Below are 22,193 nucleotides of genomic sequence, written 5' to 3' on the forward strand. Positions count from 1 at the left end.
ATCCGGTGACGGGAAACGCCGCGCATATCAGGGGCATTTCCACTGGTGATTTATACAGACTAATGCGGTGATTATAGCAATGCCGACAGCGATGCCAACCGCGAAATTTCAATATGCGGCAGCAGTCGGGCGTCGCCAATCTGCGTCAGGCTGCCTTCACGCAGGTTAATCCAGCAGGCTTGCATACCGCAGCGGATCGACCCCGCCACATCGGTTGTGAGATCGTCGCCGACATGCAGAATCTCATGCAAAGGCAGATTGAGTTTTTCCGCCGCCAGATGGTACATATCATCAAACGGCTTGGCACGACCGTGCGGGCCGGCACGCAGGATGAAAGAAAAATAGCGTTCGAGGCCGAACCGATGCGGCTCGGCGTTGCCGTTGGTGATCGCCGCCAGCGGCACTTTCTCAGCTAATGCTGCCAACGTCTGGTGCGTCTCTTCGGTAATCGCAATCTGACTACGCCAGTGGGCAAAGTTTTCCATTGCCGCTTTTGCGCCATCCTTAGACTCTGCGGCACTCAGGCCACGATCTAACATCGCCAGTTCAACTGCACGGCGCCGCCATTCAGTGACGTCGTGATAGATGTCCGGTTCGCGCTCCAGCAAGGTCTGGCGTAAGTTCTGGAAATCATCTGCCTGAAAATCACGAAGCGCAGGATGGTACTCTTGCAGGAAGCGGATTGACTCTTGCCCTGTGCGTCGAATGACGTCCGCGTTGTCGTATAGCGTGTCATCCAGATCGAACGTGATCGCACGGATCGGACCAAGAGATCGGTAAAAATGCATCAGGGTTTCCCTCGTTTGGCGCGTGGATGCGCTGCATCGTACACGGAGGCTAAATGTTGAAAATCAAGATGGGTATAAATCTGCGTCGTAGTCAGATTGGCATGGCCGAGCAGCTCTTGGACCGCACGTAAATCACCGCTGGATTCCAGCATGTGCGTCGCAAAGGAGTGGCGCAGCTTATGAGGGTGAACATGACTATTGATACCTTGCTTAACACCCCATTCGGCAAAACGCTTTTGCACATTACGCATCGAAATGCGTCGCCCCTGATTGGAGATAAACACGGCATCATCCTGTGGACCAAATAGTTCACGCAGCGCTAGCCAGCGCTCCAGCCAAGTTACCGCTGTTTTTCCTATCGGTAATTTGCGCTCCTTGCTGCCTTTCCCCATCACCCAGATTTCGCCGCTTGCCAGATCGATATGCTGATAGTCCATGCCGACCAGCTCTGCCAGACGCAGCCCCGCACCGTACATCACTTCCAGCATTGTACGGTCACGCACCGCAAGGGGATCGTCCAGATTGATCTCCAGCAGGCGATTCATCTCATCCACATCCATATTCTTTGGCAATGGACGTCCGGCCCGCGGCGTGGATACCCCTTTAGCTGGATTTGCCGTCAGTACACCGCGTGACACCATCCAGTCGAGAAAACTGCGCAATGCCGATAAACGGAGCGCCAGACTTCCTGAATGTAGCCCATCACGCTTACTGCGGGACACAACGGAGCGCACGCTAGAGGCATCCAGTGCGCGCCAGTCAGCGATACCCGCAGCGGAGAGTATCGTGATAACCGCAGATAATTGGCGCGAATAGCTGGTCAATGTCAACGGACTTAACTGGCGTTCTACTTTCAGATAGCGCAGGAACGCATCAACATCGGTTTGTAGAGGAGAAGAGGAAGCTGCCTCCGATGGCGCAGGCTGTCGGCTCATACCCGCTCAACCCAGCGCGCCAGCATCGCAGGCAACATCATAGCCATTTGCTGAAGCAGCACGGTTCCCATACCATTCTGATAATGGTGACTGTCACGGCTGCTGAAAATCAGCACCCCCAAATCATGATGATTTCCCATCAGCGACAGCGCGACCGAACCGACCTGTCTGGCCTGCGGTAGCAGCAGTAACAGTTCCGGCCCGTTCAGGCTGCCAAGATAGTGGTTATGTTGTCCGAAGCGCTGAATGCGCAACGGCTCAAACGAGGAGCGATTTAACCCAAGGTGGGTAAAATCGGAAGGCGCGCCAATGCGCCATTTGTCGCTAAACAGACGAACCGCTGCCCCCGCCAGGCCAAGCTGACGCGCCCAACGCTGCAAGCGATCCAACATATCTGTCAGGCTTTCCGCCGACGCCAATTCAGTTTGTAACCCAAGCAGGCGATTGAACAACACCTCGTTTGCACCCGCCTGCTCCATCAACAGCGTGATTTCTTCCTCAAGCTGAGTGATGTGATTACGCTGGCGTGCCAGTTGCCATTCCACCAGCGACACGGTTCCCCTAACGGGGTGAGGAACGCGCATCTGCTCGACGGGACGCGCATTGCGGATAAAAAAATCAGGATTTTGTTGCAGGAACTGCAAAACCATCTCGTCACTGAGTGCGATCTCGCGTTCTGCCTGTTCCTCGACATTCTTCATAAATGAATAAATCCATCGTAGACATGCGTTGCAGGCCCGGTCATGAATAACGGATGTCCAGGCCCATCCCACTGGATATCCAACTCCCCGCCCGGCAGCGATACGCGAACTTTCGCGGACAATAATCCCTGCTGGATCCCTACCGCCACGGCAGCACACGCGCCGCTACCACACGCCTGCGTTTCTCCCGCACCGCGCTCGTACACTCGCAAACGGACTGTCTGGCTATCGACGACCTGCATAAAACCGATATTGGCGCGATCGGGAAAACGCTCGTGGCTTTCCAGTAACGGCCCCAGTGTTTCCACTTTCGCCGTTTCCACATCCTCAACCTGAATCACACAATGCGGGTTGCCCATCGACACTACGCCACAAAGTACCGTGTGTTCGTCAGCACGCATGATGTAGGTTTTCTCCGCTTTGACCGCGCGAAAAGGCACCTGCTGCGGCTCGAAATTCGGTTCGCCCATGTTAACGCGCACCAATTCATCGTCCGTAACAGACAGCACCATCCGGCCAGTCTGCGTACTGACAGCGATATCACGCTTGTTGGTTAACCCTTTCAAGCGAACAAAGCGAGCAAAGCAGCGCGCGCCATTACCGCACTGCGCCACTTCACTACCATCCGCATTAAAAATACGGTAATGAAAATCCAGTTCAGGATCGTAAGGCGGTTCGACCACCAAAAGTTGGTCAAATCCCACACCACAGTGCCGATCCGCCAAACGGCGAATCAGTTCGGGTGAAAAATAAACGTTTTGCGTAACGGCATCAACAACCATGAAATCGTTGCCTAACCCGTGCATCTTAGCGAACTGCATTATCCTGACTCCCCCGCTTGCTTAACCGGGCGCGATAAACGTATACGTGACCTGTTATTTATTATTACCGTAACGCATTAAGGACGTATTGACGGTTTCTTTTGTGGCTGCTGGTTCTCATTTTGCTGAGTCGTTGACGCACCAGACTTACCATCGGCTGGCATATAAAGCGGACCTTTCAGACCACAGCCCAATAAGCTGACTACTGATAGCACCAGAAAAAATGGGCGAAATACGTTTTTCATCACGTGAAGACCTGTCATTAATACTTGTATGCTCTCTATAATCGCAGGTGGATCATGAAAATCAATAGGAATCGAAAATGAACGATAGCGAGTTCCACCAATTAGCCGACGAACTCATGCTTCAGTTGGAAGAAACGCTGGATCGATTTGAGGGTGATGCCGACATCGATTCCGAGATTAACGGCGGTGTGATGACGCTGAGTTTCGAGAACGGCAGCAAAATCGTGATTAATCGGCAGGAGCCACTGCACCAAATCTGGCTGGCAACCAAAACGGGCGGCTATCACTTTACCCTTCGGGAAGAACGCTGGGTATGCGATCGCAGCAGTGAAGATTTTATCGCACTGCTGTCATCAGCCTGTTCGGCACAGGCTGGGGAAACTGTTCACTTCGAGTAGCGTTCCCTGTCTTCATGGCACAGCAACTCATGGCATTTCGATGCCTCGTACATCAGCGCCGTCCCAGTAATATCAGCGCCAGTATCATCAGTAACAGTATACCGATGCCAAACATATTCACCAGCGGCCAGCCGCTGGTCAGCGCCATTAGACTACCGGCAGACAGCGAGGCCAACGCGTTAGGCACATAAACCACCAGTGAGTTAATGCCCTGCAAACGGGATTTATGCACCGAATGGGTAAAAGCGTTCAGCATAAATGTCCCACCGTTGAACATAAACGCCCACCCTACGCCAAACAGCACCAGCGCAAAGAGGAAGTGCCAGAACGTTAAACCGCTCAACGCCACCGCCACACCGACAACGTTACACACCATGCCGATCGCCACGACCTGAACCGGCGTCAACCGTTTCGCCAGCAGCACTAACAACAGCGCGGGGGCATACATGGCGACAAAATGCCATTGCAAAACCGTCGCGCTATGGCTGACGGAAAAATGGTGCTGATGCATCGCCAGCGGCGCTGAATTCATTAGTAGCGTCATCACCACAAATCCGACGGAACAGCTTGCCGTGCCTAACACAAATGCTCGATTTTTCAGGATCGCCGCCAGCGGTTCACTCCGCTGAGCGCTAGCCGTAACAATCGGCATCGGGGGTAATTTAAGGCCAAGCAGCAGCAGTGACGTGATAACGCAGATGAACCCCGCGGCGATAAAACTGCCGAGAAACGGGTATGACGCCCAAAGCTGAGAAGCCTGACTAGCCGCAAACGGGCCAAGGAAACCGCCCAGGACACCACCGCTGATCACCCATGATATCGCCCGGTTTTTTTGCTGATTATCGGTAAAAATTTCAGCAGCCGCGAAACGATAATATTGATTGAAGGCGCAGGACATCCCCAGAACAAACGTTGAAAACACAAAGAGTGGAAAGCTGTGTAGCACAATAGCCAACGCCGCCAAAAGCGCTCCCACCAGCCCCAACAGCGTGCCGATGATGAACGTATTGCGCCTGCCGTATTTCGTCATCAATGAAGAAACGGCGTAAATCATCAGCGCCGCGCCGCATACCGTCGCAGTAATCGGTAATGTGGTCAGCAGCGGAACGGGCGTCATCGATACGCCAACCAGCGTAGAACACAGCGTCATAAGGGAAATAATACTGCCAGTCAGCCCTTGTCCGAGCGCCAGCAGTATCAGATTTCGGCGTTGCAACGAATCCATCAATACATCCCTTTCTGAATGCGCTGAAAGCCAAGTGTCAGGAAGTGACTATAAGATTTGTAGCCGCTGTTCCATCGTCATCGCCTCATCATCCACCACGGGCGTAATGCACAGATGAGAAAGCGCGCTGCTGCGGAACGGAATCACCTGAGTGCGGCCGTCCAACTGTACGATTTGGTAGAACTGCGGCAGGTTAAAATTGATAAAGCTGGAACCATAGGTAAAGCGATCGTGCGAAGACGAATAGAAGCGACTGACATCGCGCACCAGCTCTTCTTTACTGCCTTCACAGTGGTGATACACCTCAACACGATTCGACTCATCCAGAATATAGATATTAAAGCCCTGATTTTCCGTCAGATCTTCAAAGAAAAATTGGATGATCCCTTCGCTGGCGACACCATCGACCACCGGCGGTAAATGCACATGGTTGGTTTCGACCTGAACCGGCTGGCCTTGCAGCTTGTTGTTGGAGATCGCGCCATAAAATTCGACCGCGTTCTCCAGCTTTTGCACTGACACACTCAGCCGCTCAAAGAACAGCCCCCAGGTTTGCCCTGCCACTTTCACCGCTTTGAAGCGACCTGGCTCCTGCTGGCGCGTACTGGTCAGACGCAGCTCAATACATTCGGAAACCAGCTGTTGCACGCGAGTACGAATCAGCCCGCGCAGGTGCTGGCTATAGCAGAACACTTCCAGTGATTCCGGCAGCGCGGCATCCTGATGCATTTTGCCCAGAATAGTTTTCAGCGCTTCCAACACCGCCTGCTCACCGCTGAAATGCAGCGTACGCACTTCGTTCCACGAGTTGCGATACAGCAGGTCGATACTGCCAACCAGACACTGCTGCTGCTGGCCGAAACTGAACACATCCAGATGACGGAAATCGAAATGCACCACCTGATTACGGAAAGCCGCTGTCGGATCGTGTTCCAGATTGACAATAATCGCCAGATGACGAATTTCACACGGGCTGTACAGCGCCTTCGGCGTCGGTGCAGGCACGCGAAGCGGGAAGTGGTTGGCTACATCGTCCACCAGCGCTTGCAAGCGCGTGATGTCACACAGCTCGTTACCTTTAATGTACAGACGCGTGCTCGGCGTCAGCAGACCATTAAAATACGCCCACGCCACCAGCTTGTTCAGATAGCGATTATATTCCAGCGGCTGATGGCTGATGATCGCATCCATCGACGGCGCCTGATTGTACAGATACCAGCCGGAACGGTTCGCACGACCAGGCGGAACATAAATAAAGGTTAAATTCGGCTCCGACAAATCGGGCGAAATTTGTGGGTTCAGCAGAGTGACTTTGCCCGGCAGCGCTTCAAACGCGGCATACAGTTTACGGGTCAACACACCGATATCCTGCGGGCTAGCGCTGACGCTGAGATTGTTGCGGCGGGCGAAGCGAATCAGGTTGCGATAAGTCTGCATCATCGCATCCAACAGCTCATTATGCGCTTCGCGTACCTGTTCGATTTTCCAGTTAGCACGGTTATCTAACATCGCCAGATGTTCGTCACTCCAGCCCCACTCTTGTACCAGTTGGCTCAGAATCTGGCGACGCCAGCCGACGCAGGCTTGTTCTCTGGAGAGCTTTTCACACACTTTTAAATAGAAACATCGACGCGCCAGATCGAGACGCGTTGGGTCGTTGATCGCCGTTAGGTAGTGCGTTACGCGATCCAACATCATGCAGTAAGGATCGAGACCAAAAGAGACGATCTCGCCGTCATGCAGGCGTTTTTTAATTTCGGTCGAAAGCAGGCTGGTATCTGGGTATTCCCAGGAATAGGCTTCCAACAGCAGCGTTTTCAGTACGGCTTTATAAGGGGAATCGATACTTTTATAGAGCTGCCAAAGGCTCGCGCCGAAATACTCTTCCGCCGACAGCGTACTTAAGCCACCTAAATCCATCCACTCGTTCGGTGCCAGCGCCCCCTGCGAGTACAGCGACAGCACAAAATCGTCGTAGTGGGATTCTTCTTCGACCGGCACCATGTTCCACAGAATGCGTTTACCGGCCATGCGCACGGCAGTACGGTAGAATTCGTCGAGTAACAGGATGTGCTGCATGGAGCCGCAGTCTTCACCGCCCAGACTGCCGCTTTCATTGTGGCGGAAACGGCTTTCATCCATCAGGAAGAAACTAACCTCAGCGCCCTGCGCTGCTGCCCACTGCTCCAGGAGCGTACATTTCTTCTGTAGGAGTTGGCGCTCTTCGCTATCCAGCCAGGATTGGTGGCACACCCAGATATCGAGATCGGAGCTACAGCTCTGCCCGATAGACGAGGTGCTCCCCATTGAATAGATGCCGGTGATCGGCAGCTCGCCCTGCGGATGAGAACCGTCAAACTGGCCCCAGCGCAGCGCGATGCTATCAAGGTATTGTTGTTGCTTTTCATCAGGCGTGTGAGTGCAGACACCGTGAGGCACTTTGCCTTCAAGGTAGCCGGGCATCAACGGGTGATGATGATGTAATAAAATGGGCAGAAGACTGTAAACCTGCTGAAAAGCGGGCTTCATTGCTCCCAGAGCACGCTCAACACGCAGTTGGTTGATCGCATCCAGTCTTTGCTTCAAAGTCTCGATGTAGAAGTACAAGACGTTTCGCCTGATTTATCCCAGTGCCTAGAAAAACCCCATGTTCCAAATTCGCCAATGATAAAATTAGAAGAATGTTTAGCGAATTATTGCTGGAAACGTGATCAATTTAACACCTTGCTGATTGGGCGTAAAGAAAGTAAAGAAAGTTAGACTTACCTATCTTGCTTTATTACGAATTTCTCTAACCGACGTCATCAGCACGGCTTCCTTACTCGTCATACTTCAAGTTGCATGTGCGTTGGCTGCGTTCACTCACCCGAATCACTTACTTGTGTAAGTTCATCGGGACTCCTTCCCTTGCCGCCTTCCTGAAACTCGAATTATTTAGAGTATATCTAGATTTGCGGCACCCAAATTTCAGTCCGTTTTAAAGGCGCACCGCTAATGCCCACAACCTGACACCAACGCACCATCAATGATACGATGGCGAAAAATGATAAAAACGGTATCAAGCATGTTAGCCAATATTATTAGAATTGCCACCCGACAAAGCCCGCTAGCCCTATGGCAAGCACGATATGTTCAGCAGTGTTTGAACCACTTCTACCCCGATTTACACGTAGAACTGGTGCCGATGGTGACCCGTGGCGACATCATCCTGGATACGCCGCTGGCAAAGGTCGGTGGTAAGGGATTGTTTGTTAAAGAGCTGGAATTGGCGCTGCTTGAAGGGCGCGCTGATATCGCAGTCCACTCCATGAAAGATGTACCTGTCGAATTTCCCGATGGCCTAGGCCTGACCACTATTTGCGAACGCGACGACCCGCGCGATGCTTTTGTTTCCAATCGCTACGACAGCCTCGAACAATTACCGGAAGGCAGCTGTGTCGGCACGTCCAGCCTGCGCCGCCAGTGCCAGCTACGCGCCCGACGTCCCGATCTGGTGATTCGTGATTTGCGCGGCAATGTCGGAACGCGTCTGGCAAAATTGGACAACGGCGAGTATGACGCCATTATTCTTGCTGTCGCTGGCCTGAAACGCCTCGGCCTTGAAGAACGTATCCGCTGCGCGTTAAGCCCGGAAGAATCGCTGCCTGCCGTCGGACAAGGCGCTATCGGCATCGAATGCCGTTTGGATGACGATCGCATTCGCCAACTGCTTGCCCCACTCAATCACACCGATACCGCCGCCCGCGTACTGGCTGAACGTGCTATGAATGTGCGCCTTGAAGGTGGCTGTCAGGTGCCGATTGGCAGCTACGCCGAACTGGAAGGTGATACGCTGTGGTTACGCGCGCTGGTTGGCGCACCGGATGGCAGCCAAATGATCGTCGGTGAGCGGAAAGGGAGCGTCTCAGACGCCGAAAAAATCGGGGTTGCACTGGCTGAAGAGCTGCTAGCAAAAGGGGCCAGCGCGATCCTTCAGGCCGTTTATCAAGGGCAAAGCTCATCATGACTATTCTGGTTACCCGTCCGTCACCAACTGGCGAACAACTGGTGACCCGTTTAAGAAAGCTCGGCTATCACGCCTGGCACAGCCCGCTGATCGAGTTTTCGCCTGGACGAGAACTTGCTGGCCTGCCTGCACAATTACACGCGCTGCACGCCGACGATCTGGTGTTTGCTCTCTCACAACACGCGATTCATTACGCCGATCCCATGCTGGCGCGCACAGGCACAAGCTGGCCTGCTCACCTCGCTTATTATGCCATTGGCCGTACCACGGCACTGGCGCTGCATAAAATCAGCGCGCACCCCGTTACCTATCCACCCGAGCGTGAAACCAGCGAAACACTTCTACAACTGCCTGAGCTGCAAGATGTTGCAGGGAAACGTGCACTATTATTGCGCGGCAACGGCGGAAGAGAATTACTGGGAGAAACGCTAATTGAACGGGGCGCTCAGGTAACCTATTGTGAATGCTATCAACGCAGAGACGTTCATTATGATGGGCCGGAGCAAAGCCGCCATTGGCAGCAAATAGGCATCGACAAACTGGTGATTACCAGCGGAGAAATGCTACAACGGATCTATACTTTAGTACCTGATTACTATCGGGCTTCCTGGCTACTCGGTTGCCAGTTGATCGTCGTCAGCGAACGACTGGCAGAACAGGCTCGTCAGCTCGGCTGGCGCGATATCCGAGTGGCTGATAACGCCGATAACGATGCGCTCGTGCGCGCACTACAATAAACCTGATCATGGGATGTACCATTATGACGGAACACAATACCCCCACAGCTCCATCCGATGAGGTTGCTGAACGGGTTGAACCCGCGCATCAGCAGCAAGATCCCGCACCGCAGCCCAAGCGCAGTGGTGCTGTGCTGGGAGCGATCGCCATCGTGATTGCGCTGGCAATAGGCGCGGGATTGTATTACCACGGCCACCAGCAGGCACAGCGAGAAACCGCCTCGCTTCAACGTCTGGAATCACAGCTAAACGCCTTGCAGCAACAGCATAAGCAGGAACAACAGCAATGGCTGGATGCTCAACAGCAGCAAAGCAAAATACAGGACACCGCGACACAGCGTCTTGAGGCGCTAACGCGTCAGTCAGACGAGCTACGCGATAAACTGGCGGCGCTTTCCAGCCATGACACCAATACCTGGCTGATCGCTCAGGCAGATTTTCTGGTAAAACTGGCAGGGCGTAAGCTGTGGAGCGACAAAGATGTCACCACCGCGGGCGCATTGTTGAAAAGCGCAGATGCCAGCCTCGCGGAAATGAACGACCCTAGCCTGATAGAAATTCGCCGCGCGTTGACCAACGATATCGGTGCACTGGCAGGCGTTAGCCAAGTCGATTTTGACGGCATCATCCTGAAAGTGAACCAGCTCACCGATCAACTTGACAACTTGCAGCTTGCCGACAACAACACCGATGAAGCGCCAATGGATGCCAACAGCACAGAGCTGTCCGCTTCGTTGAGCGAATGGCGACAAAATCTGAGCAAAAGCTGGCACAATTTCCTGGCTGACTTTATCACCATTCGTCGTCGCGACAGCGCTGCTGAGCCTTTGCTGGCACCGAATCAGGACGTGTATCTGCGTGAGAACATCCGCTCACGTCTGTTGGTTGCCGCACAGGCGATTCCTCGCCATCAGAATGAAGTGTACAAACAGTCGTTGGAAACGGCAGCAACCTGGGTTCGCGCCTACTTCGATACCACCGACTCCACGACGCAGGCCTTTTTGGATCAGCTTGATGCCTTAAGCCAGCAGTCGGTTTCACTGGATGTTCCAACGGAGCTACAAAGTCAGGCGCTGTTGGAAAAGCTGATGCAAACGCGCGTTCGTAACCTACTGGCTCAGCCGCCAGCCACACAGCAGGGAGAGTGAACATGCTGAAAGTCTTATTGCTGTTCCTGATCCTGATCGCAGGCGTTGTGATCGGCCCGATCGTCGCGGGCCACCAAGGCTACGTCCTGATCCAGACGGATAACTATGACATTCAAACCAGCGTGACGGGTTTGGTCATCATGCTGGTGCTGTTTTTCCTCGCCTTTTTGGCGGTGGAGTGGGTGCTACGCCGAATCCTTCGAACAGGATCACGCACACGCGGCTGGTTCCTCGGCCGCAAACGCAGCCGTGCCAGAAAACAGACCAAAGCCGCGCTGCTCAAGCTGGCCGAAGGTGATTATTTACAGGTAGAGAAACTGCTGACTCGCAATGCCGATCATGCCGAGCAGCCCGTAGTTAACTATCTTTTGGCAGCCGAAGCCGCCCAGCAGCGCGGTGACGAATTCCGCACCAAGCAATACCTGGAGCGTGCCGCCGAGGTTGCAGATACCGATCAGCTTCCGGTGGATATTACGCGCGTACGTATTCAGCTAGCACGTAATGAAGATCATGCCTCACGTCACGGCGTGGACAAATTGCTGGAAGTCGCACCTCGCCACCCTGAAGTGCTGCGTCTGGCTGAGCAGGCTTTCCTGCGTACCCATGCCTACGGTGCCTTGCTGGATATTCTGCCTGCGATGCGCAAGATTAATCTGTACCCTGAAGCGCGTTTGCTGGATCTGCAACAGCGGGCCTATATCGGTCTGATGAATCAGGCGATGGCGGATGGCGGCAGCGAAGGGCTGAAATCATGGTGGAATAATCAGAGCCGCAAAGTGCGTCATGAGATCCCACTTCAGATCGCAATGGCTGAGCATTTGATCGAGTGTGACGATCATGATACAGCACAGAAGATCATTCTTGATGGTCTCAAACGTCAGTATGACGAGCGTTTGATTCTGCTAATGCCCCGCCTAAAAGCTGGCAATCCGGAACAGCTGGAAAAAATGCTGCATCAGTACATCAAGCAACATGGCGCAACGCCGCTGTTAAGCAGCACGTTAGGTCAACTACTGATGAAACACGGCGAATGGCAACAGGCCAGCGATGCCTTCCGCACGGCGCTGGAGCTACGTCCAGATGCTTATGATTACGCCTGGCGCGCCGACGCACTAGAGCGGCTGCATCTGCCGGATGAAGCGGCGCAAATGCGGCGTGAGGGGCTGTTACTCACGCTACAGCAACCAGCCAACTAATCACTGCATCATCTCTTTCATAAGGCTCCTTCTTTGGAGCCTTATTTATTTTTTATGTTTCAATCGCAGGCTGTGACCCAGCATTTTCATCAGACGAAAAAAAACGCTTACCGATAAACGGTAAGCGTTGAAAATATCAGGTCTGTCAGACAACAGAATGGTGCCTCACTCAACGTTATGTCCGGAAAGCCCGATGGAGATTTGCATCTTCATCTGGAGTTGGACGATAGGCACCTCAAAATTGGCTCTGCGTCATTCCCAGGATTATGAAGCCGAAGCAAGCATAGAAGGTGGAATGAGCATCTACACGCTTATTTAAGCACAAATTATGCCAACATGCATAATTTTATTGCTACGACCTCATCAATTCAATTTAACTAGCTAATAGTAAATACTATTTTTATTTATCCGCTAGTGGGGAAGCAACAACACGCTGGGTGGTAAAAACGAGAGCGAACTCACAAAACCTGTCGCCATTCAGAGACGAATTTATCAGATAAAATATTAATCATTATTAATCAATAAATTAAATGTCTCTTTTTTGAGACAGCAGATCACCGCAGGTGTCGTTCTTTTCCGACAGTCCTGTCAAAGCTGTTGATTCAGCTTAAAAAATAAAAAAATATCCGCGCCGAGGAGTCGACGCGGATAGCATTAAGTAACAGGTGGGACTTAACGGGAGGACAGCTGTTCTAAACTCTGTTTAGCGACCTGATACAGATAGTGTGCGGTCGGGAACAGTGCACTGTCGTCAACGCGGAATTTCGGGTGGTGCAGCGCATAGGGTCCGCCGGAGCCAACCATCATAAAAGTACCCGGCAGTTTCTGCTGATAGAACGCAAAATCTTCACCAATCGGGCTGGCTTCGACGCGGCGTGCTTCAAAACCTTCATCACTTGCCACGTTCAGCGCAAACTCAACCCATTCTGGCGTATTGATCACTGATGGCGGCCCTGCGTGCCACAGGAACTCAATTTCCGCGCCAAAGCTGCTGGCAATACCCGAGACGATCTGACGGAAACGCTGTTCAATCAAATCACGCGTGTCCTGATTGAACGTTCGGACCGTGCCTTCAACGTAGGCCGTGTCGGGAATAACGTTCCAAGTGCTACCGCTATGGACCTGAGTAATCGACACCACTGCGTTATTGTCGGACGACACCGTGCGGCTGATGATGGTTTGCACCGCGGAAATCAGCTGACCCAGAATAATAATCGGATCGTTGCCTTCATGCGGCTTCGCCGCGTGACAGCCTTTCGCTGCAATCTTGATCTCAAAACGGTCAACGCCCGCCGTCAACGCACCGTCTTTCCCACCGATGACGCCAACGGGCAGCGTCGGATCGTTATGGATACCGAAAATCGCCACCGCATTGTCCAACGCGCCAACCGCAATCACTTCCGGTGCACCCAGCCCTGTCTCTTCGGCCGCCTGGAACAAAATTCGCACCGTGCCTTTCAGCTCCGGCTCGATTTTCTTCAGCAGAATCGCCGCGCCCAGCGCTGCGGAAGAGTGAAAATCATGACCGCAGGCATGCATCACCCCTTTGTTGAGCGACGTGAATTCTACGCCAGACTCTTCTTCAATTGGCAGGGCATCGATGTCCGAACGGACCACGACCAGTGGGCCATCCTGTAGGCCGCCGACTTCCGCGACCAGACCGGTTTTCAACGGCAGATCGAGGACGCGAATCCCTTCTTTTTCCAATACCGCACGAATCTTTTTCGTCGTTTCGAACTCCTGATTCGACAGTTCAGGATTGCGGTGTAAATCGTGGCGAAACGCCTGAATAAATTGAGCCAGAGGCTCGTGCTGAGGTGCTGTTCTCATCAATTCTTACTCCACATTATCGTGCCCTGTCTGACAGGACGGCCTTGTTCAGGCGTGCAGGTGTGTCTACGTGTGCGTTAAATATCGTACTCAAGCGGCTCAGGCAGTTTGGTCAACTGACGCAAGAAACGCTGGGTTTGCGGGTTGTCTGAGAAGCTAATCACCTGCTCCGCAGGGCCTTCCTCGACGATGTGACCGTCCGCCATGAAGATCACTCGGTCAGCCACTTCTTTCGCAAACTGCATTTCATGGGTGACGATCACCATCGTGGTGTCATTTTTCGCCAGCTTCTGAATCACCTGAAGCACCTCGTGTACCCTTTCTGGGTCAAGCGCCGAAGTTGGTTCATCAAACAAAAGAGCCTTCGGATCCACCGCCAGCGCACGTGCAATACTCACGCGCTGCTGCTGACCGCCGGATAACGTCACCGGATACTGTGCCGCCTGTGGCAGCAGGCCAACCTGCTCCAGCAAAGCCAGACCGACTTCAGTCGCCTGCTTCTTCGGCATTTTTTTCACGACAATCAGCGCTTCCGTTACATTCTCCAGCGCCGTCTTGTTCTTAAACAGGTTATAACTCTGGAACACCATCGCCGTCTGACGGCGCAGCGCGTAGGCCTCCTTGGAGGAGTAACGACGCGTATCCAGCGTTTGTTCACCAATTTCGATCGTACCTGACTCTGGCGTTTCCAGCAGGTTAAGGCAACGCAGCAGCGTGGATTTACCCGAACCCGATGGACCGATAATCGCCACGACTTCGCCTTTCGCGATATCCAGACTAATGTTGTCCAACACCACCTGATCGCCAAAGCGTTTAGAAAGATTCTTTACACTGATCATGTCAGCCCCTTATCGCTGTAGCGAGTGATTCAGTTTCTTCTCAAGCTGTTTTTGCAGCCAAGCGTAAACCACAATCACCATCCAGTAAATCAGACCCACAACCAAGAAGGTCTCAAAGAAACGCAGAGATTCAGCGGCAATCATCTTGCCTTCTGCGAACAGTTCGGAGACGCCCAGCGCAAAGGCCACTGAGGTATCTTTAATCAGAGAAATAAAGGTATTACCCGTCGCTGGCAGCGCATTCAGCATTGCTTGAGGCAACACGATGCGGCGATAGACCTGCGCTTTACTCATGCCAATGGACAGGCCCGCTTCCGTCTGGCCGAAATCCACCGAGGCCAAGCCCGCACGGAAAATCTCAGCCATATAGGCGGAGGTTTTCAAGCTAAAGCCAATAATTGCGGCCGTCATCGCATCCAGATTGGATAAGCCAGGGAATAGCTGTGGCAGGCCGAAGTAGATGATAAACAGCTGAACCAGCGATGGAATGCCGCGGAACAGCGAGATATACAGTTCGACGATTTTTACTACGACGACGATCTTGCTTTCACGGACTAACGCCAAGATAAGGCCGAGAACCATAGCAAAAAACATCGAAACCACGGCAAGAAACAGCGTGGTTGGCAAATACATTAATACCTGGGGAAAGACTTTTAACAGGTAGGCAAGATCGATATTCATGAGTAATACCATTAATGCTTCCACCGGCCATATTGCGCCGGTGGAACAGGGTTATGACTGTTGACTATATAACGAATCATCTGGCTACATAACGAGTCATCACGCTAAATGACGACTCTGCCAGAATGACGGCGTGAGGTTATTTAGCCGGTGATACCGTGATATCTTCGCCAAAATATTTTTCGGAGATAGATTTCAGACGTCCATCTTCACGCATTTTCGTCAATTGTGCATCGAACTGTTTACGCAAGGCATCGCCTTTCTCGTCCTTATGGAACGGGAAGCTGACTTCTTCAATCACCAGCGGTTCGCCAACCAGCTTGAACGGCAGGTTACGCTTATTGATTTCCGCCAACAGGATCGGACGTGAATTCACGTAGCCTTCGACGCGCTTAGACAGCGCATCGTTCATCGCACCATCACGTGTTTCATAGGTGCGAATAGTGACGCTGCCGTCGGCAAATGCTTTCTTCAGGTTGTTGACGTGGTTGGAACCCAGGACCCCGGCAACCGTCTTCCCTTTCAGGTCAGCCAACGTATTGATCGTGGTGTTGTCTTTGTGCGTCACAATCTGGCTGCCGTAGAAGCTGTACGGCTGGGCAAAATTGTATTTTTCCTGACGCGCGGGGGTAATTGCCACCACGTTCGCTACAGTATCCAGCTTTTTCGCTTCCAACTGCCCCATCAGGCCGCTGAAATCAGCGGTGACCCACTCAACTTTGTAGTTCAGATCTTTCGCGATAGCTTCCGTGACTTCAACGTCAAACCCAACCAGCTTGTTATCTTGCTTGAAACCACTTGGATAACTCTGGCCTGTTGAACCCACTTTCAATACTTTTTCCTGCTCGGTGCCACTCTTCCCAGAATCACAGCCAGCAACAAGAAAGGCGGTCGTCAGCGCCAGAACAGACAACGTTACTTTTTTCATCATTTTACTGCCTCTCTTTTTAAGTTTTTATCTTTCCACTGGTCATACAATTGGTTATCAAGAATTTTTTCCATCCAGATGGTCAGGTGTCCTTTTCCCAGATTCGTCTGCCCGACTTCCTTGAAACCATAATTTCTGTACATCTCAATCAGCCACGGGTGGTTTTGCGCTGTGCCAAGCGACACCGCAGGCGCTTTGAGCTGGTTAATCAGAATTTCTTCTTCCAACCAGCTCATCATTTGCTTACCCAATCCCTGTTTTTTATAGCCAGGGTGCGTCGCAAACCAACCCAGATGCGGTAGACCGAGCGGGCCCGGCTCAGGCCCCCACGGATAGCGGATGGTAAATGACGACACCATCTCCCCGCCTTTTTCCATCACATAAACGCCGTGTGAGGCAATGTGCGTGCGCACCATGCCAATATCTGCATGGGCGGCAGAAAAATTGATGCCCAACTGGCGAATCGGCTCAAACGCGGCCAATGCCAGCGCCAAAAAAGTCTCATCATCCGCAAGCGTAGCCTGACGAAATACGATACTCATGATTTCACCTTATGCTGGCAGCAGACCGGAGTTATCCGCATAGCGAATCACCTCATCGACTTTCTGCGGTGCACTGCCGACGTAGTTGGCTGGGTTCAGCCATTCGTCCAGATCGGCGGCAGTCACCTGCTCGGAAAGGACTGGATGCGCCAACAGTACCGATTTAAAAGGCTGATTCTGCTCGAATGCCTGCATAGAGCATTCGTAAACCAGATGGTGGGCGGTCTGCTTACCGAGACGTTTGCCAATCTCAAACATCACTTTCTCGGATAACAACAGGCCATTTTGCAGATCGAGGTTCGCCAGCATTTGCTTCTCGTTGACGGACATTCCACGCAGGATGCCAAGCGCATTCTGAAGCTGAGCAGACAGATAGATGTTGATTTCTGGCAGCGCGATCCACTCTGCACGCCAGCTCATCGCATCACGTTCATGCTCAACTTTCATGGATTCGTGAATCAGCGCGGCGCTCTTAAACAGCGGTGCAGTCAAGCTCGCCAGCCCTTCCAACGCGGCAGGGTTACGTTTGTGCGGCATCGTGGTAGAACCGATTTTCCCTTCAGAGAACGGCTCTTCGATTTCATTAATCTCGGTGCGCATCAGGTTGTACAGCTCGTTGCCAATCTTGCCCAGCGTACCGCTGATCAGAACCGTAACGGAGGCATATTCGGAGAAGCGATCGCGGGCAGACTGCCAGCCGATATTCGGTGTATTCAGCCCCAGTTTATCCAGCGTCAGGCGCTCAATTTCTGGCCCTTTCTCGCCAAAAGAGGCATAGGTACAAATGGCACCATTGATGTTGCCGACCAAAACACGCTCTTTGATTTCACCCAGGCGTTCGAGGTGACGGATAAATTCATCCAGCCAGACAGCCAGTTTGAAGCCAAACGTGGTGGGCAGCGCTTGCATGCCGTGGGTACGGCCAGCCATCAGCGTGTGTTGATGTTTCTTCGCCAAACGTTTCAGTTCAACGGCCAGCAGTTGTGTATCTCTGACGACAATATCAAAAGATTGTTTCAGTTGTAACACTGTCGCGGTATCAACGATGTCCTGCGTGGTCACGCCGTAATGAATAAATTCACCCGCCGCGCCACATTGTCTCTGAATCGCTGCAATCGTCGGCATCAGGGAGTGCTTCATGCGTGCCGCATCTTTTGCAATCTCTTCAACGTTAAGCGCGCTTGCGTCAGCGTTTTCTGCAATGGTTTTTGCCGCATCCAGCGGAATGACACCCAGTTCACCCTCGGCAAGCGCCAAGGCAACTTCTACCTCGACCTGCTTAGTCAGACGGTTATGCTCGGACCAGACGCCGCGCATTTCAGGCGTGCCAAAATTATTCCCTATAAGAAGAAAATCAATAAGATGTGATGCCATAATTAACTCGTTAGTGTTGGATTTATCAGGCGGGGGTTTATGTCGTCTTTTTAATTTTTAAAAATATAACATGCGGTAATTATGCGCTTTATACCTTTCGGATCTATCTTAGATCAAAAAGTTTGATTGCAAACTATGCATTTGGAAATGTTCGCTAACACTCTCTCCCGTATTGAAAAACCCGCTTGTCACTTTTTCCTTCCTACAATGAAACTCCTTATCCGTATGACTGCTGACGAAGGATTATCATGCTTTTCCACACGACATTACGCATGCCCCGTACCTTATTGATTACCATGATCATTATTTCAACATTCGCTGCTCAGGCACGAGCCCAGGATCGCTACCTGATGGAAAAGGTGGTTGAAGTTAGCCGTCATGGCGTTCGTCCCCCGACAGAATCCAACACAACCGCACTGGAGTCCGGCACGGCACGACAATGGCCGCAGTGGGTCACGCGAGAGGGTGAATTAACCGGACATGGCTATGCCGCCACCGTGATAAAAGGACACTATGAGGGCGAGTATTATCGCCAACAGCATCTGTTCGCTTCAGGTTGCCCAGCGGAACAGCAGATTTATGTACTTGCCAGCCCGTTACAGCGCACCCGCGCAACCGCGCAAGCTTATATGGACGGCATGTTTCCCGGCTGCGGCGTTACTACACATGCCGTTGAGGATGAAAAGCAAGATCCGCTGTTCCACGGCGATAAAATGGGGATTGGCACGCTTGATCCTGAACAGGCAAAAGCTGCTGTACTGAAAGCCATGGGAGGCGATCTGGATCTCGCTTATCAACGTCTGAAGCCCAGTATTGAGCAGCTAAAACAGATCGTATGTGGAGAAGATAAACCCTGTCCGGTGTTTGATAAACCGTGGGCGCTCAAACAGGATAAAGACGGTTCGACTTCTATCAGCGGCCTGAATACGCTGGCGAATATGAGTGAAGTTTTCCTGCTGGAGTACAGCGAAAATTTGCCACTGGCACAGGTTGCTTTTGGTCACGTCCGCAGCGCACAGGATCTTATTCCCCTGATGGCTCCGATGACCGCCAAATACGACTTCACCAATGATGTTCCCTACATTGCACAGCGTGGCGGTTCACTATTGATGCAGCAAATCGCACAGGCACTCGCGCAAGGGACGCAAGCAGAGCAGGACACCACACAAGGCGAGCCGCCGACAGCCCCTTACTTGCTGTATGTCGCGCATGACACCAACATTGCCTACCTGCGCACGCTGTTGCAGTTTCACTGGCAACTACCCGGCGATACCGCCGATAACATCCCACCCGCAGGCAGTCTGGTCTTTGAGCGCTGGCGCGATACCACGACTCAGCAGCGTTTTTTGCGTATTTATTTCCAGACACAGTCGCTGGATCAGATTCGTTCGCTGACGCCGCTGGGCGAGCAACAGCCGTTGCTGAAAGAGGAATTTACGTCTCAGAGCTGTCAGCAGACAGAAAAAGGCACGCTGTGTCCTTTTGATACGACGCTGGAATCCATGCGGAAAAGTATCGATAGCAGTGCGCTGGCAACGGTACATTACGCGCCGTAGCTCGATCTCCTGAGGAGAAGCAACGTCTTGTCGGGTTGATGAATCCGATAGGACGTTTGCAAGAGAAGGCAGATTTAAGACGAAAAAAAGCACATCTTTCGATGTGCTTTTTTCTGTAATTGGTCGGCGAGAGAGGATTCGAACCTCCGACCCACTGGTCCCAAACCAGTTGCGCTACCAAGCTGCGCTACTCGCCGAATGTACTGCTTTTTGAACATCACTGATGTTCTAGCTTGTGTGTGGTGCGAAGAGAGGGACTTGAACCCTCACGTCCGTAAGAACACTAACACCTGAAGCTAGCGCGTCTACCAATTCCGCCACCTTCGCATAACTCACAAACTTTTATTAACGAAAAACGTTAATGAACTGCTAAATCTGGGGTGGCTAATGGGACTCGAACCCACGACAACTGGAATCACAATCCAGGGCTCTACCAACTGAGCTATAGCCACCATCACCACATTTACATCTTATTACGCGGTACATCCTTTTTACGGGATACTTTCTTTACGAAGGTAAGTGTACCACCGCAGCTCTTGCACACAACATACTCGTTTACACAATATAATGGTGCGCCCGACAGGATTCGAACCTGAGACCTCTGCCTCCGGAGGGCAGCGCTCTATCCAGCTGAGCTACGGGCGCTTAGCGCCGTTGCGGGACGGGATATTACGGACTTAGCGACTGACTGTCTAGTGCTTTTTTATCGAAATGATGCGTTTGCTTATGCTTTGTCCATTTCAAGCTAAATAACGTACAAATCCGCTCTTCCCGCCCCCAAATACGACTATTTACCCCCTGCCAGCGACGTTTTTTTACCCAATCCCAGCGCGAAATAACACAGGCTGACCACGGCTAAAAAGGCGACACCGACCAATAAAGACATTCGCGTATCGATATTTATATACATTCCCACCAGTACACACAGCAAAAATGCCATCGTCAGGTAGTTTACCCACGGGAACAGTATCGATTTAAACGGATGTGAGGCCAACGCGACACGATGCTGCTCACGAAAACGTAGTTGACTGATCAACACCACAAACCACGGCACCATACCCGGCAACACGCTGGCGCTATAAACATAAACAAACACTTTTTCCGGGTTAGGGATGACGTAATTCAAAAGCGACCCAGCCACCAGACAAAGAATAGAAATCATGACGCCTGCTGCGGGTACACCGCTGGCCGTCACTTTACCTAGCCAGGCAGGAAGTTGACGGTTGTTAGCCAGCGAATACAGCATGCGACCACAGCTATACATGCCGCTGTTGCAGCCAGACAGCGCGGCCGTCAGCACCACAAAGTTGATGATGCCTGCCGCCGCCACAATACCGATTTTCGCAAACGTCAGCACAAACGGGCTGCCGGATGTACCGATTTCATTCCAGGGGAAAATCGTGACGATAACGAAGATAGCGCCCACATAGAAAATCAGGATGCGCCACAGAATGTTATTGATCGCGCGCTTCAGCGTCACCTGCGGATTTTTCGCCTCGCCTGCCGTAATCCCCACCAGCTCAACGCCCTGATAGGACGCCACCACCAGACACAGCGCGAACAGCAGACCTTTCCAGCCTCCCGCAAGGAAGCCGCCGTGCTCGGTCAGGTTACTGAATCCGGTCGCCTGACCGTGATTACCGAAGCCGAAGAAGATAATACCGACGCCGACTAATATCATCACGACGATGGTGGTGATTTTAATCATCGCAAACCAGAATTCGATTTCGCCATACAGCCTTACCGCAGCGAGATTTGCGCCCGCGACCAAAGCGACAGCGACAATCGCCGGTATCCACTGTGGCAGTTCAGGGAACCAATACTGAACATACACGCCAATGGCGGTAATTTCCGAAATCCCGACCGCCATCCACATAAACCAATAGCCCCATGCGGTGAGATAACCGAAAAAGGGATGCATGTATTTATGTGCGTAGACGGCAAACGATCCTGCGACCGGCTCTAGGTAGAGCATTTCGCCCATTGAACGCATGATGAAGAAAACGAAGATTCCAGCAACAATATAGGCCAGTAATACCGACGGTCCCGCCCACTTCAACGCACTCGCTGCGCCCATAAACAGCCCGACGCCGATCGTGCCACCTAGCGCAATCAGCTCAATATGTCGGGCTTCCAACCCTCGATGGAGTTTTTCCTGCTTTACATCTTCTGCCATATATCCCTCTGTCTTTATGTTGTGCTTATCCCGGCTGTTGCCGGTTATTGTTCTTATTTCAGAAATG

20 protein-coding genes and 4 tRNA genes are annotated in these 22,193 nt (G+C 52.3%); 6 read left to right on the forward strand and 18 right to left on the reverse strand.

The genetic code is table 11. The annotated features are described in order from the left end of the window. Positions 1–71: 71 nt before the first annotated feature. From yigB to lptM, 5 genes are all read right to left on the reverse strand, one after another. Entirely contained in the window at positions 72–788 is a 717-nt protein-coding gene (gene yigB / locus GZ59_RS20350) for a 5-amino-6-(5-phospho-D-ribitylamino)uracil phosphatase YigB (protein ID WP_011095651.1), read from the reverse strand. Then, positions 788–1,723 carry a tyrosine recombinase XerC gene (gene xerC / locus GZ59_RS20355; protein ID WP_039294135.1) on the reverse strand — a complete coding sequence of 312 codons (936 nt, stop codon included), beginning with the start codon at positions 1,721–1,723 and terminating at the stop codon, positions 788–790. The genes yigB and xerC overlap by 1 nt, the downstream gene beginning before the upstream one ends. Then, positions 1,720–2,424: a DUF484 domain-containing protein gene (locus GZ59_RS20360; RefSeq protein ID WP_011095653.1), complete on the reverse strand. Its 705-nt coding sequence runs from the start codon at positions 2,422–2,424 to the stop codon at positions 1,720–1,722. The genes xerC and GZ59_RS20360 overlap by 4 nt, the downstream gene beginning before the upstream one ends. Then, a complete protein-coding gene (gene dapF, locus GZ59_RS20365) occupies positions 2,421–3,245 on the reverse strand; it encodes a diaminopimelate epimerase (protein ID WP_039294137.1) in 825 nt (274 codons plus the stop codon). The genes GZ59_RS20360 and dapF overlap by 4 nt, the downstream gene beginning before the upstream one ends. A 77-nt stretch (positions 3,246–3,322) precedes the next feature. After that, positions 3,323–3,490, reverse strand: coding sequence for an LPS translocon maturation chaperone LptM (gene lptM, locus GZ59_RS20370; protein ID WP_308460534.1), 168 nt, complete (start codon positions 3,488–3,490; stop codon positions 3,323–3,325). Between the two features lie 77 nt (positions 3,491–3,567). Between lptM and cyaY the strand changes: the two genes are divergently transcribed. Next, positions 3,568–3,888 carry an iron donor protein CyaY gene (gene cyaY / locus GZ59_RS20375; protein WP_039294142.1) on the forward strand — a complete coding sequence of 107 codons (321 nt, stop codon included), beginning with the start codon at positions 3,568–3,570 and terminating at the stop codon, positions 3,886–3,888. A 52-nt stretch (positions 3,889–3,940) separates the two neighbouring features. Here cyaY and GZ59_RS20380 read toward each other — a convergent pair whose 3' ends face one another. Continuing rightward, complete coding sequence (locus tag GZ59_RS20380) at positions 3,941–5,113, reverse strand: MFS transporter (protein ID WP_039294144.1); 1,173 nt, start codon at positions 5,111–5,113, stop codon at positions 3,941–3,943. Positions 5,114–5,161: 48 nt separating this feature from the next. Continuing rightward, positions 5,162–7,720 (reverse strand): class I adenylate cyclase, encoded by a 2,559-nt coding sequence (locus GZ59_RS20385; protein ID WP_039294146.1) that lies wholly within the window; start codon positions 7,718–7,720, stop codon positions 5,162–5,164. A 457-nt stretch (positions 7,721–8,177) separates the two neighbouring features. Here GZ59_RS20385 and hemC point away from each other — a divergent pair, with 457 nt between their 5' ends. The 4 genes from hemC to hemY are packed head-to-tail and all read left to right on the forward strand — an operon-like array spanning position 8,178 to position 12,200. After that, a complete protein-coding gene (hemC, locus tag GZ59_RS20390; RefSeq protein ID WP_011095659.1) occupies positions 8,178–9,119 on the forward strand; it encodes a hydroxymethylbilane synthase in 942 nt (313 codons plus the stop codon). Beyond that, positions 9,116–9,856, forward strand: a complete 741-nt coding sequence (gene hemD, locus GZ59_RS20395) for a uroporphyrinogen-III synthase (RefSeq protein WP_011095660.1) — start codon at positions 9,116–9,118, stop codon at positions 9,854–9,856. The genes hemC and hemD overlap by 4 nt, the downstream gene beginning before the upstream one ends. A 23-nt stretch (positions 9,857–9,879) precedes the next feature. Further along, on the forward strand, positions 9,880–11,004 hold the full coding sequence (hemX, locus tag GZ59_RS20400) for a uroporphyrinogen-III C-methyltransferase (protein WP_011095661.1): 1,125 nt from the start codon (positions 9,880–9,882) through the stop codon (positions 11,002–11,004). A 2-nt stretch (positions 11,005–11,006) separates the two neighbouring features. Beyond that, positions 11,007–12,200 carry a protoheme IX biogenesis protein HemY gene (hemY, locus tag GZ59_RS20405; RefSeq protein WP_011095662.1) on the forward strand — a complete coding sequence of 398 codons (1,194 nt, stop codon included), beginning with the start codon at positions 11,007–11,009 and terminating at the stop codon, positions 12,198–12,200. A 672-nt stretch (positions 12,201–12,872) separates the two neighbouring features. On the opposite strand, the gene GZ59_RS20410 is transcribed toward hemY, so the two are convergent. From GZ59_RS20410 to purB, 6 genes are all read right to left on the reverse strand, one after another. After that, entirely contained in the window at positions 12,873–14,030 is a 1,158-nt protein-coding gene (locus tag GZ59_RS20410; protein WP_011095663.1) for a M20 peptidase aminoacylase family protein, read from the reverse strand. Between the two features lie 77 nt (positions 14,031–14,107). Further along, positions 14,108–14,869, reverse strand: coding sequence for an amino acid ABC transporter ATP-binding protein (locus tag GZ59_RS20415; protein ID WP_011095664.1), 762 nt, complete (start codon positions 14,867–14,869; stop codon positions 14,108–14,110). A 9-nt stretch (positions 14,870–14,878) separates the two neighbouring features. Next, positions 14,879–15,550 (reverse strand): amino acid ABC transporter permease, encoded by a 672-nt coding sequence (locus GZ59_RS20420; protein ID WP_011095665.1) that lies wholly within the window; start codon positions 15,548–15,550, stop codon positions 14,879–14,881. A 139-nt stretch (positions 15,551–15,689) separates the two neighbouring features. Further along, complete coding sequence (locus GZ59_RS20425; RefSeq protein WP_011095666.1) at positions 15,690–16,481, reverse strand: amino acid ABC transporter substrate-binding protein; 792 nt, start codon at positions 16,479–16,481, stop codon at positions 15,690–15,692. Beyond that, positions 16,478–17,020 carry a GNAT family N-acetyltransferase gene (locus GZ59_RS20430; protein WP_011095667.1) on the reverse strand — a complete coding sequence of 181 codons (543 nt, stop codon included), beginning with the start codon at positions 17,018–17,020 and terminating at the stop codon, positions 16,478–16,480. Before GZ59_RS20430 ends, GZ59_RS20425 begins: the two co-directional genes overlap by 4 nt. A gap of 9 nt (positions 17,021–17,029) precedes the next feature. Next, positions 17,030–18,394: an adenylosuccinate lyase gene (purB, locus tag GZ59_RS20435; protein WP_011095668.1), complete on the reverse strand. Its 1,365-nt coding sequence runs from the start codon at positions 18,392–18,394 to the stop codon at positions 17,030–17,032. A 248-nt stretch (positions 18,395–18,642) separates the two neighbouring features. Here purB and GZ59_RS20440 point away from each other — a divergent pair, with 248 nt between their 5' ends. Beyond that, positions 18,643–19,950 carry a histidine-type phosphatase gene (locus GZ59_RS20440; protein ID WP_011095669.1) on the forward strand — a complete coding sequence of 436 codons (1,308 nt, stop codon included), beginning with the start codon at positions 18,643–18,645 and terminating at the stop codon, positions 19,948–19,950. Positions 19,951–20,070: 120 nt separating this feature from the next. Here the strand turns inward: GZ59_RS20440 and GZ59_RS20445 are convergent. The 5 genes from GZ59_RS20445 to thrP all read right to left on the reverse strand — a co-directional run bounded on the left by GZ59_RS20445 (position 20,071) and on the right by thrP (position 22,126). Continuing rightward, positions 20,071–20,147, reverse strand: a tRNA-Pro gene (locus tag GZ59_RS20445). Between the two features lie 43 nt (positions 20,148–20,190). Continuing rightward, positions 20,191–20,277, reverse strand: a tRNA-Leu gene (locus GZ59_RS20450). 49 nt (positions 20,278–20,326) lie between these two features. Further along, positions 20,327–20,402: transfer RNA gene (locus tag GZ59_RS20455), tRNA-His, on the reverse strand. A 116-nt stretch (positions 20,403–20,518) separates the two neighbouring features. Beyond that, a tRNA-Arg gene (locus GZ59_RS20460) sits at positions 20,519–20,595 on the reverse strand. A gap of 142 nt (positions 20,596–20,737) precedes the next feature. Further along, the gene (thrP, locus tag GZ59_RS20465; protein WP_011095670.1) at positions 20,738–22,126 is read right to left on the reverse strand and encodes a bifunctional threonine/serine APC transporter ThrP; all 1,389 of its coding nucleotides are present in this window, start codon (positions 22,124–22,126) and stop codon (positions 20,738–20,740) included. Positions 22,127–22,193 lie beyond the last annotated feature (67 nt).

The organism is Pectobacterium atrosepticum (genome assembly GCF_000740965.1).
Taxonomy (GTDB): domain Bacteria; phylum Pseudomonadota; class Gammaproteobacteria; order Enterobacterales; family Enterobacteriaceae; genus Pectobacterium; species Pectobacterium atrosepticum.

What these genes read in the sequence shown, in the direction of transcription:
- hemD (WP_011095660.1), top strand. Translation starts at nt 9,116, where the DNA reads ATGACTATTCTGGTTACCCGTCCGTCACCAACTGGCGAACAACTGGTG.
- GZ59_RS20425 (WP_011095666.1), bottom strand. Translation starts at nt 16,481, where the DNA reads ATGATGAAAAAAGTAACGTTGTCTGTTCTGGCGCTGACGACCGCCTTT.
- cyaY (WP_039294142.1), top strand. Translation starts at nt 3,568, where the DNA reads ATGAACGATAGCGAGTTCCACCAATTAGCCGACGAACTCATGCTTCAG.
- GZ59_RS20410 (WP_011095663.1), bottom strand. Translation starts at nt 14,030, where the DNA reads ATGAGAACAGCACCTCAGCACGAGCCTCTGGCTCAATTTATTCAGGCG.
- GZ59_RS20415 (WP_011095664.1), bottom strand. Translation starts at nt 14,869, where the DNA reads ATGATCAGTGTAAAGAATCTTTCTAAACGCTTTGGCGATCAGGTGGTG.
- dapF (WP_039294137.1), bottom strand. Translation starts at nt 3,245, where the DNA reads ATGCAGTTCGCTAAGATGCACGGGTTAGGCAACGATTTCATGGTTGTT.
- purB (WP_011095668.1), bottom strand. Translation starts at nt 18,394, where the DNA reads ATGGCATCACATCTTATTGATTTTCTTCTTATAGGGAATAATTTTGGC.
- hemX (WP_011095661.1), top strand. Translation starts at nt 9,880, where the DNA reads ATGACGGAACACAATACCCCCACAGCTCCATCCGATGAGGTTGCTGAA.
- GZ59_RS20440 (WP_011095669.1), top strand. Translation starts at nt 18,643, where the DNA reads ATGCTTTTCCACACGACATTACGCATGCCCCGTACCTTATTGATTACC.
- GZ59_RS20380 (WP_039294144.1), bottom strand. Translation starts at nt 5,113, where the DNA reads ATGGATTCGTTGCAACGCCGAAATCTGATACTGCTGGCGCTCGGACAA.
- xerC (WP_039294135.1), bottom strand. Translation starts at nt 1,723, where the DNA reads ATGAGCCGACAGCCTGCGCCATCGGAGGCAGCTTCCTCTTCTCCTCTA.
- yigB (WP_011095651.1), bottom strand. Translation starts at nt 788, where the DNA reads ATGCATTTTTACCGATCTCTTGGTCCGATCCGTGCGATCACGTTCGAT.
- hemY (WP_011095662.1), top strand. Translation starts at nt 11,007, where the DNA reads ATGCTGAAAGTCTTATTGCTGTTCCTGATCCTGATCGCAGGCGTTGTG.
- hemC (WP_011095659.1), top strand. Translation starts at nt 8,178, where the DNA reads ATGTTAGCCAATATTATTAGAATTGCCACCCGACAAAGCCCGCTAGCC.
- GZ59_RS20360 (WP_011095653.1), bottom strand. Translation starts at nt 2,424, where the DNA reads ATGAAGAATGTCGAGGAACAGGCAGAACGCGAGATCGCACTCAGTGAC.
- GZ59_RS20430 (WP_011095667.1), bottom strand. Translation starts at nt 17,020, where the DNA reads ATGAGTATCGTATTTCGTCAGGCTACGCTTGCGGATGATGAGACTTTT.
- GZ59_RS20420 (WP_011095665.1), bottom strand. Translation starts at nt 15,550, where the DNA reads ATGAATATCGATCTTGCCTACCTGTTAAAAGTCTTTCCCCAGGTATTA.
- lptM (WP_308460534.1), bottom strand. Translation starts at nt 3,490, where the DNA reads ATGAAAAACGTATTTCGCCCATTTTTTCTGGTGCTATCAGTAGTCAGC.
- thrP (WP_011095670.1), bottom strand. Translation starts at nt 22,126, where the DNA reads ATGGCAGAAGATGTAAAGCAGGAAAAACTCCATCGAGGGTTGGAAGCC.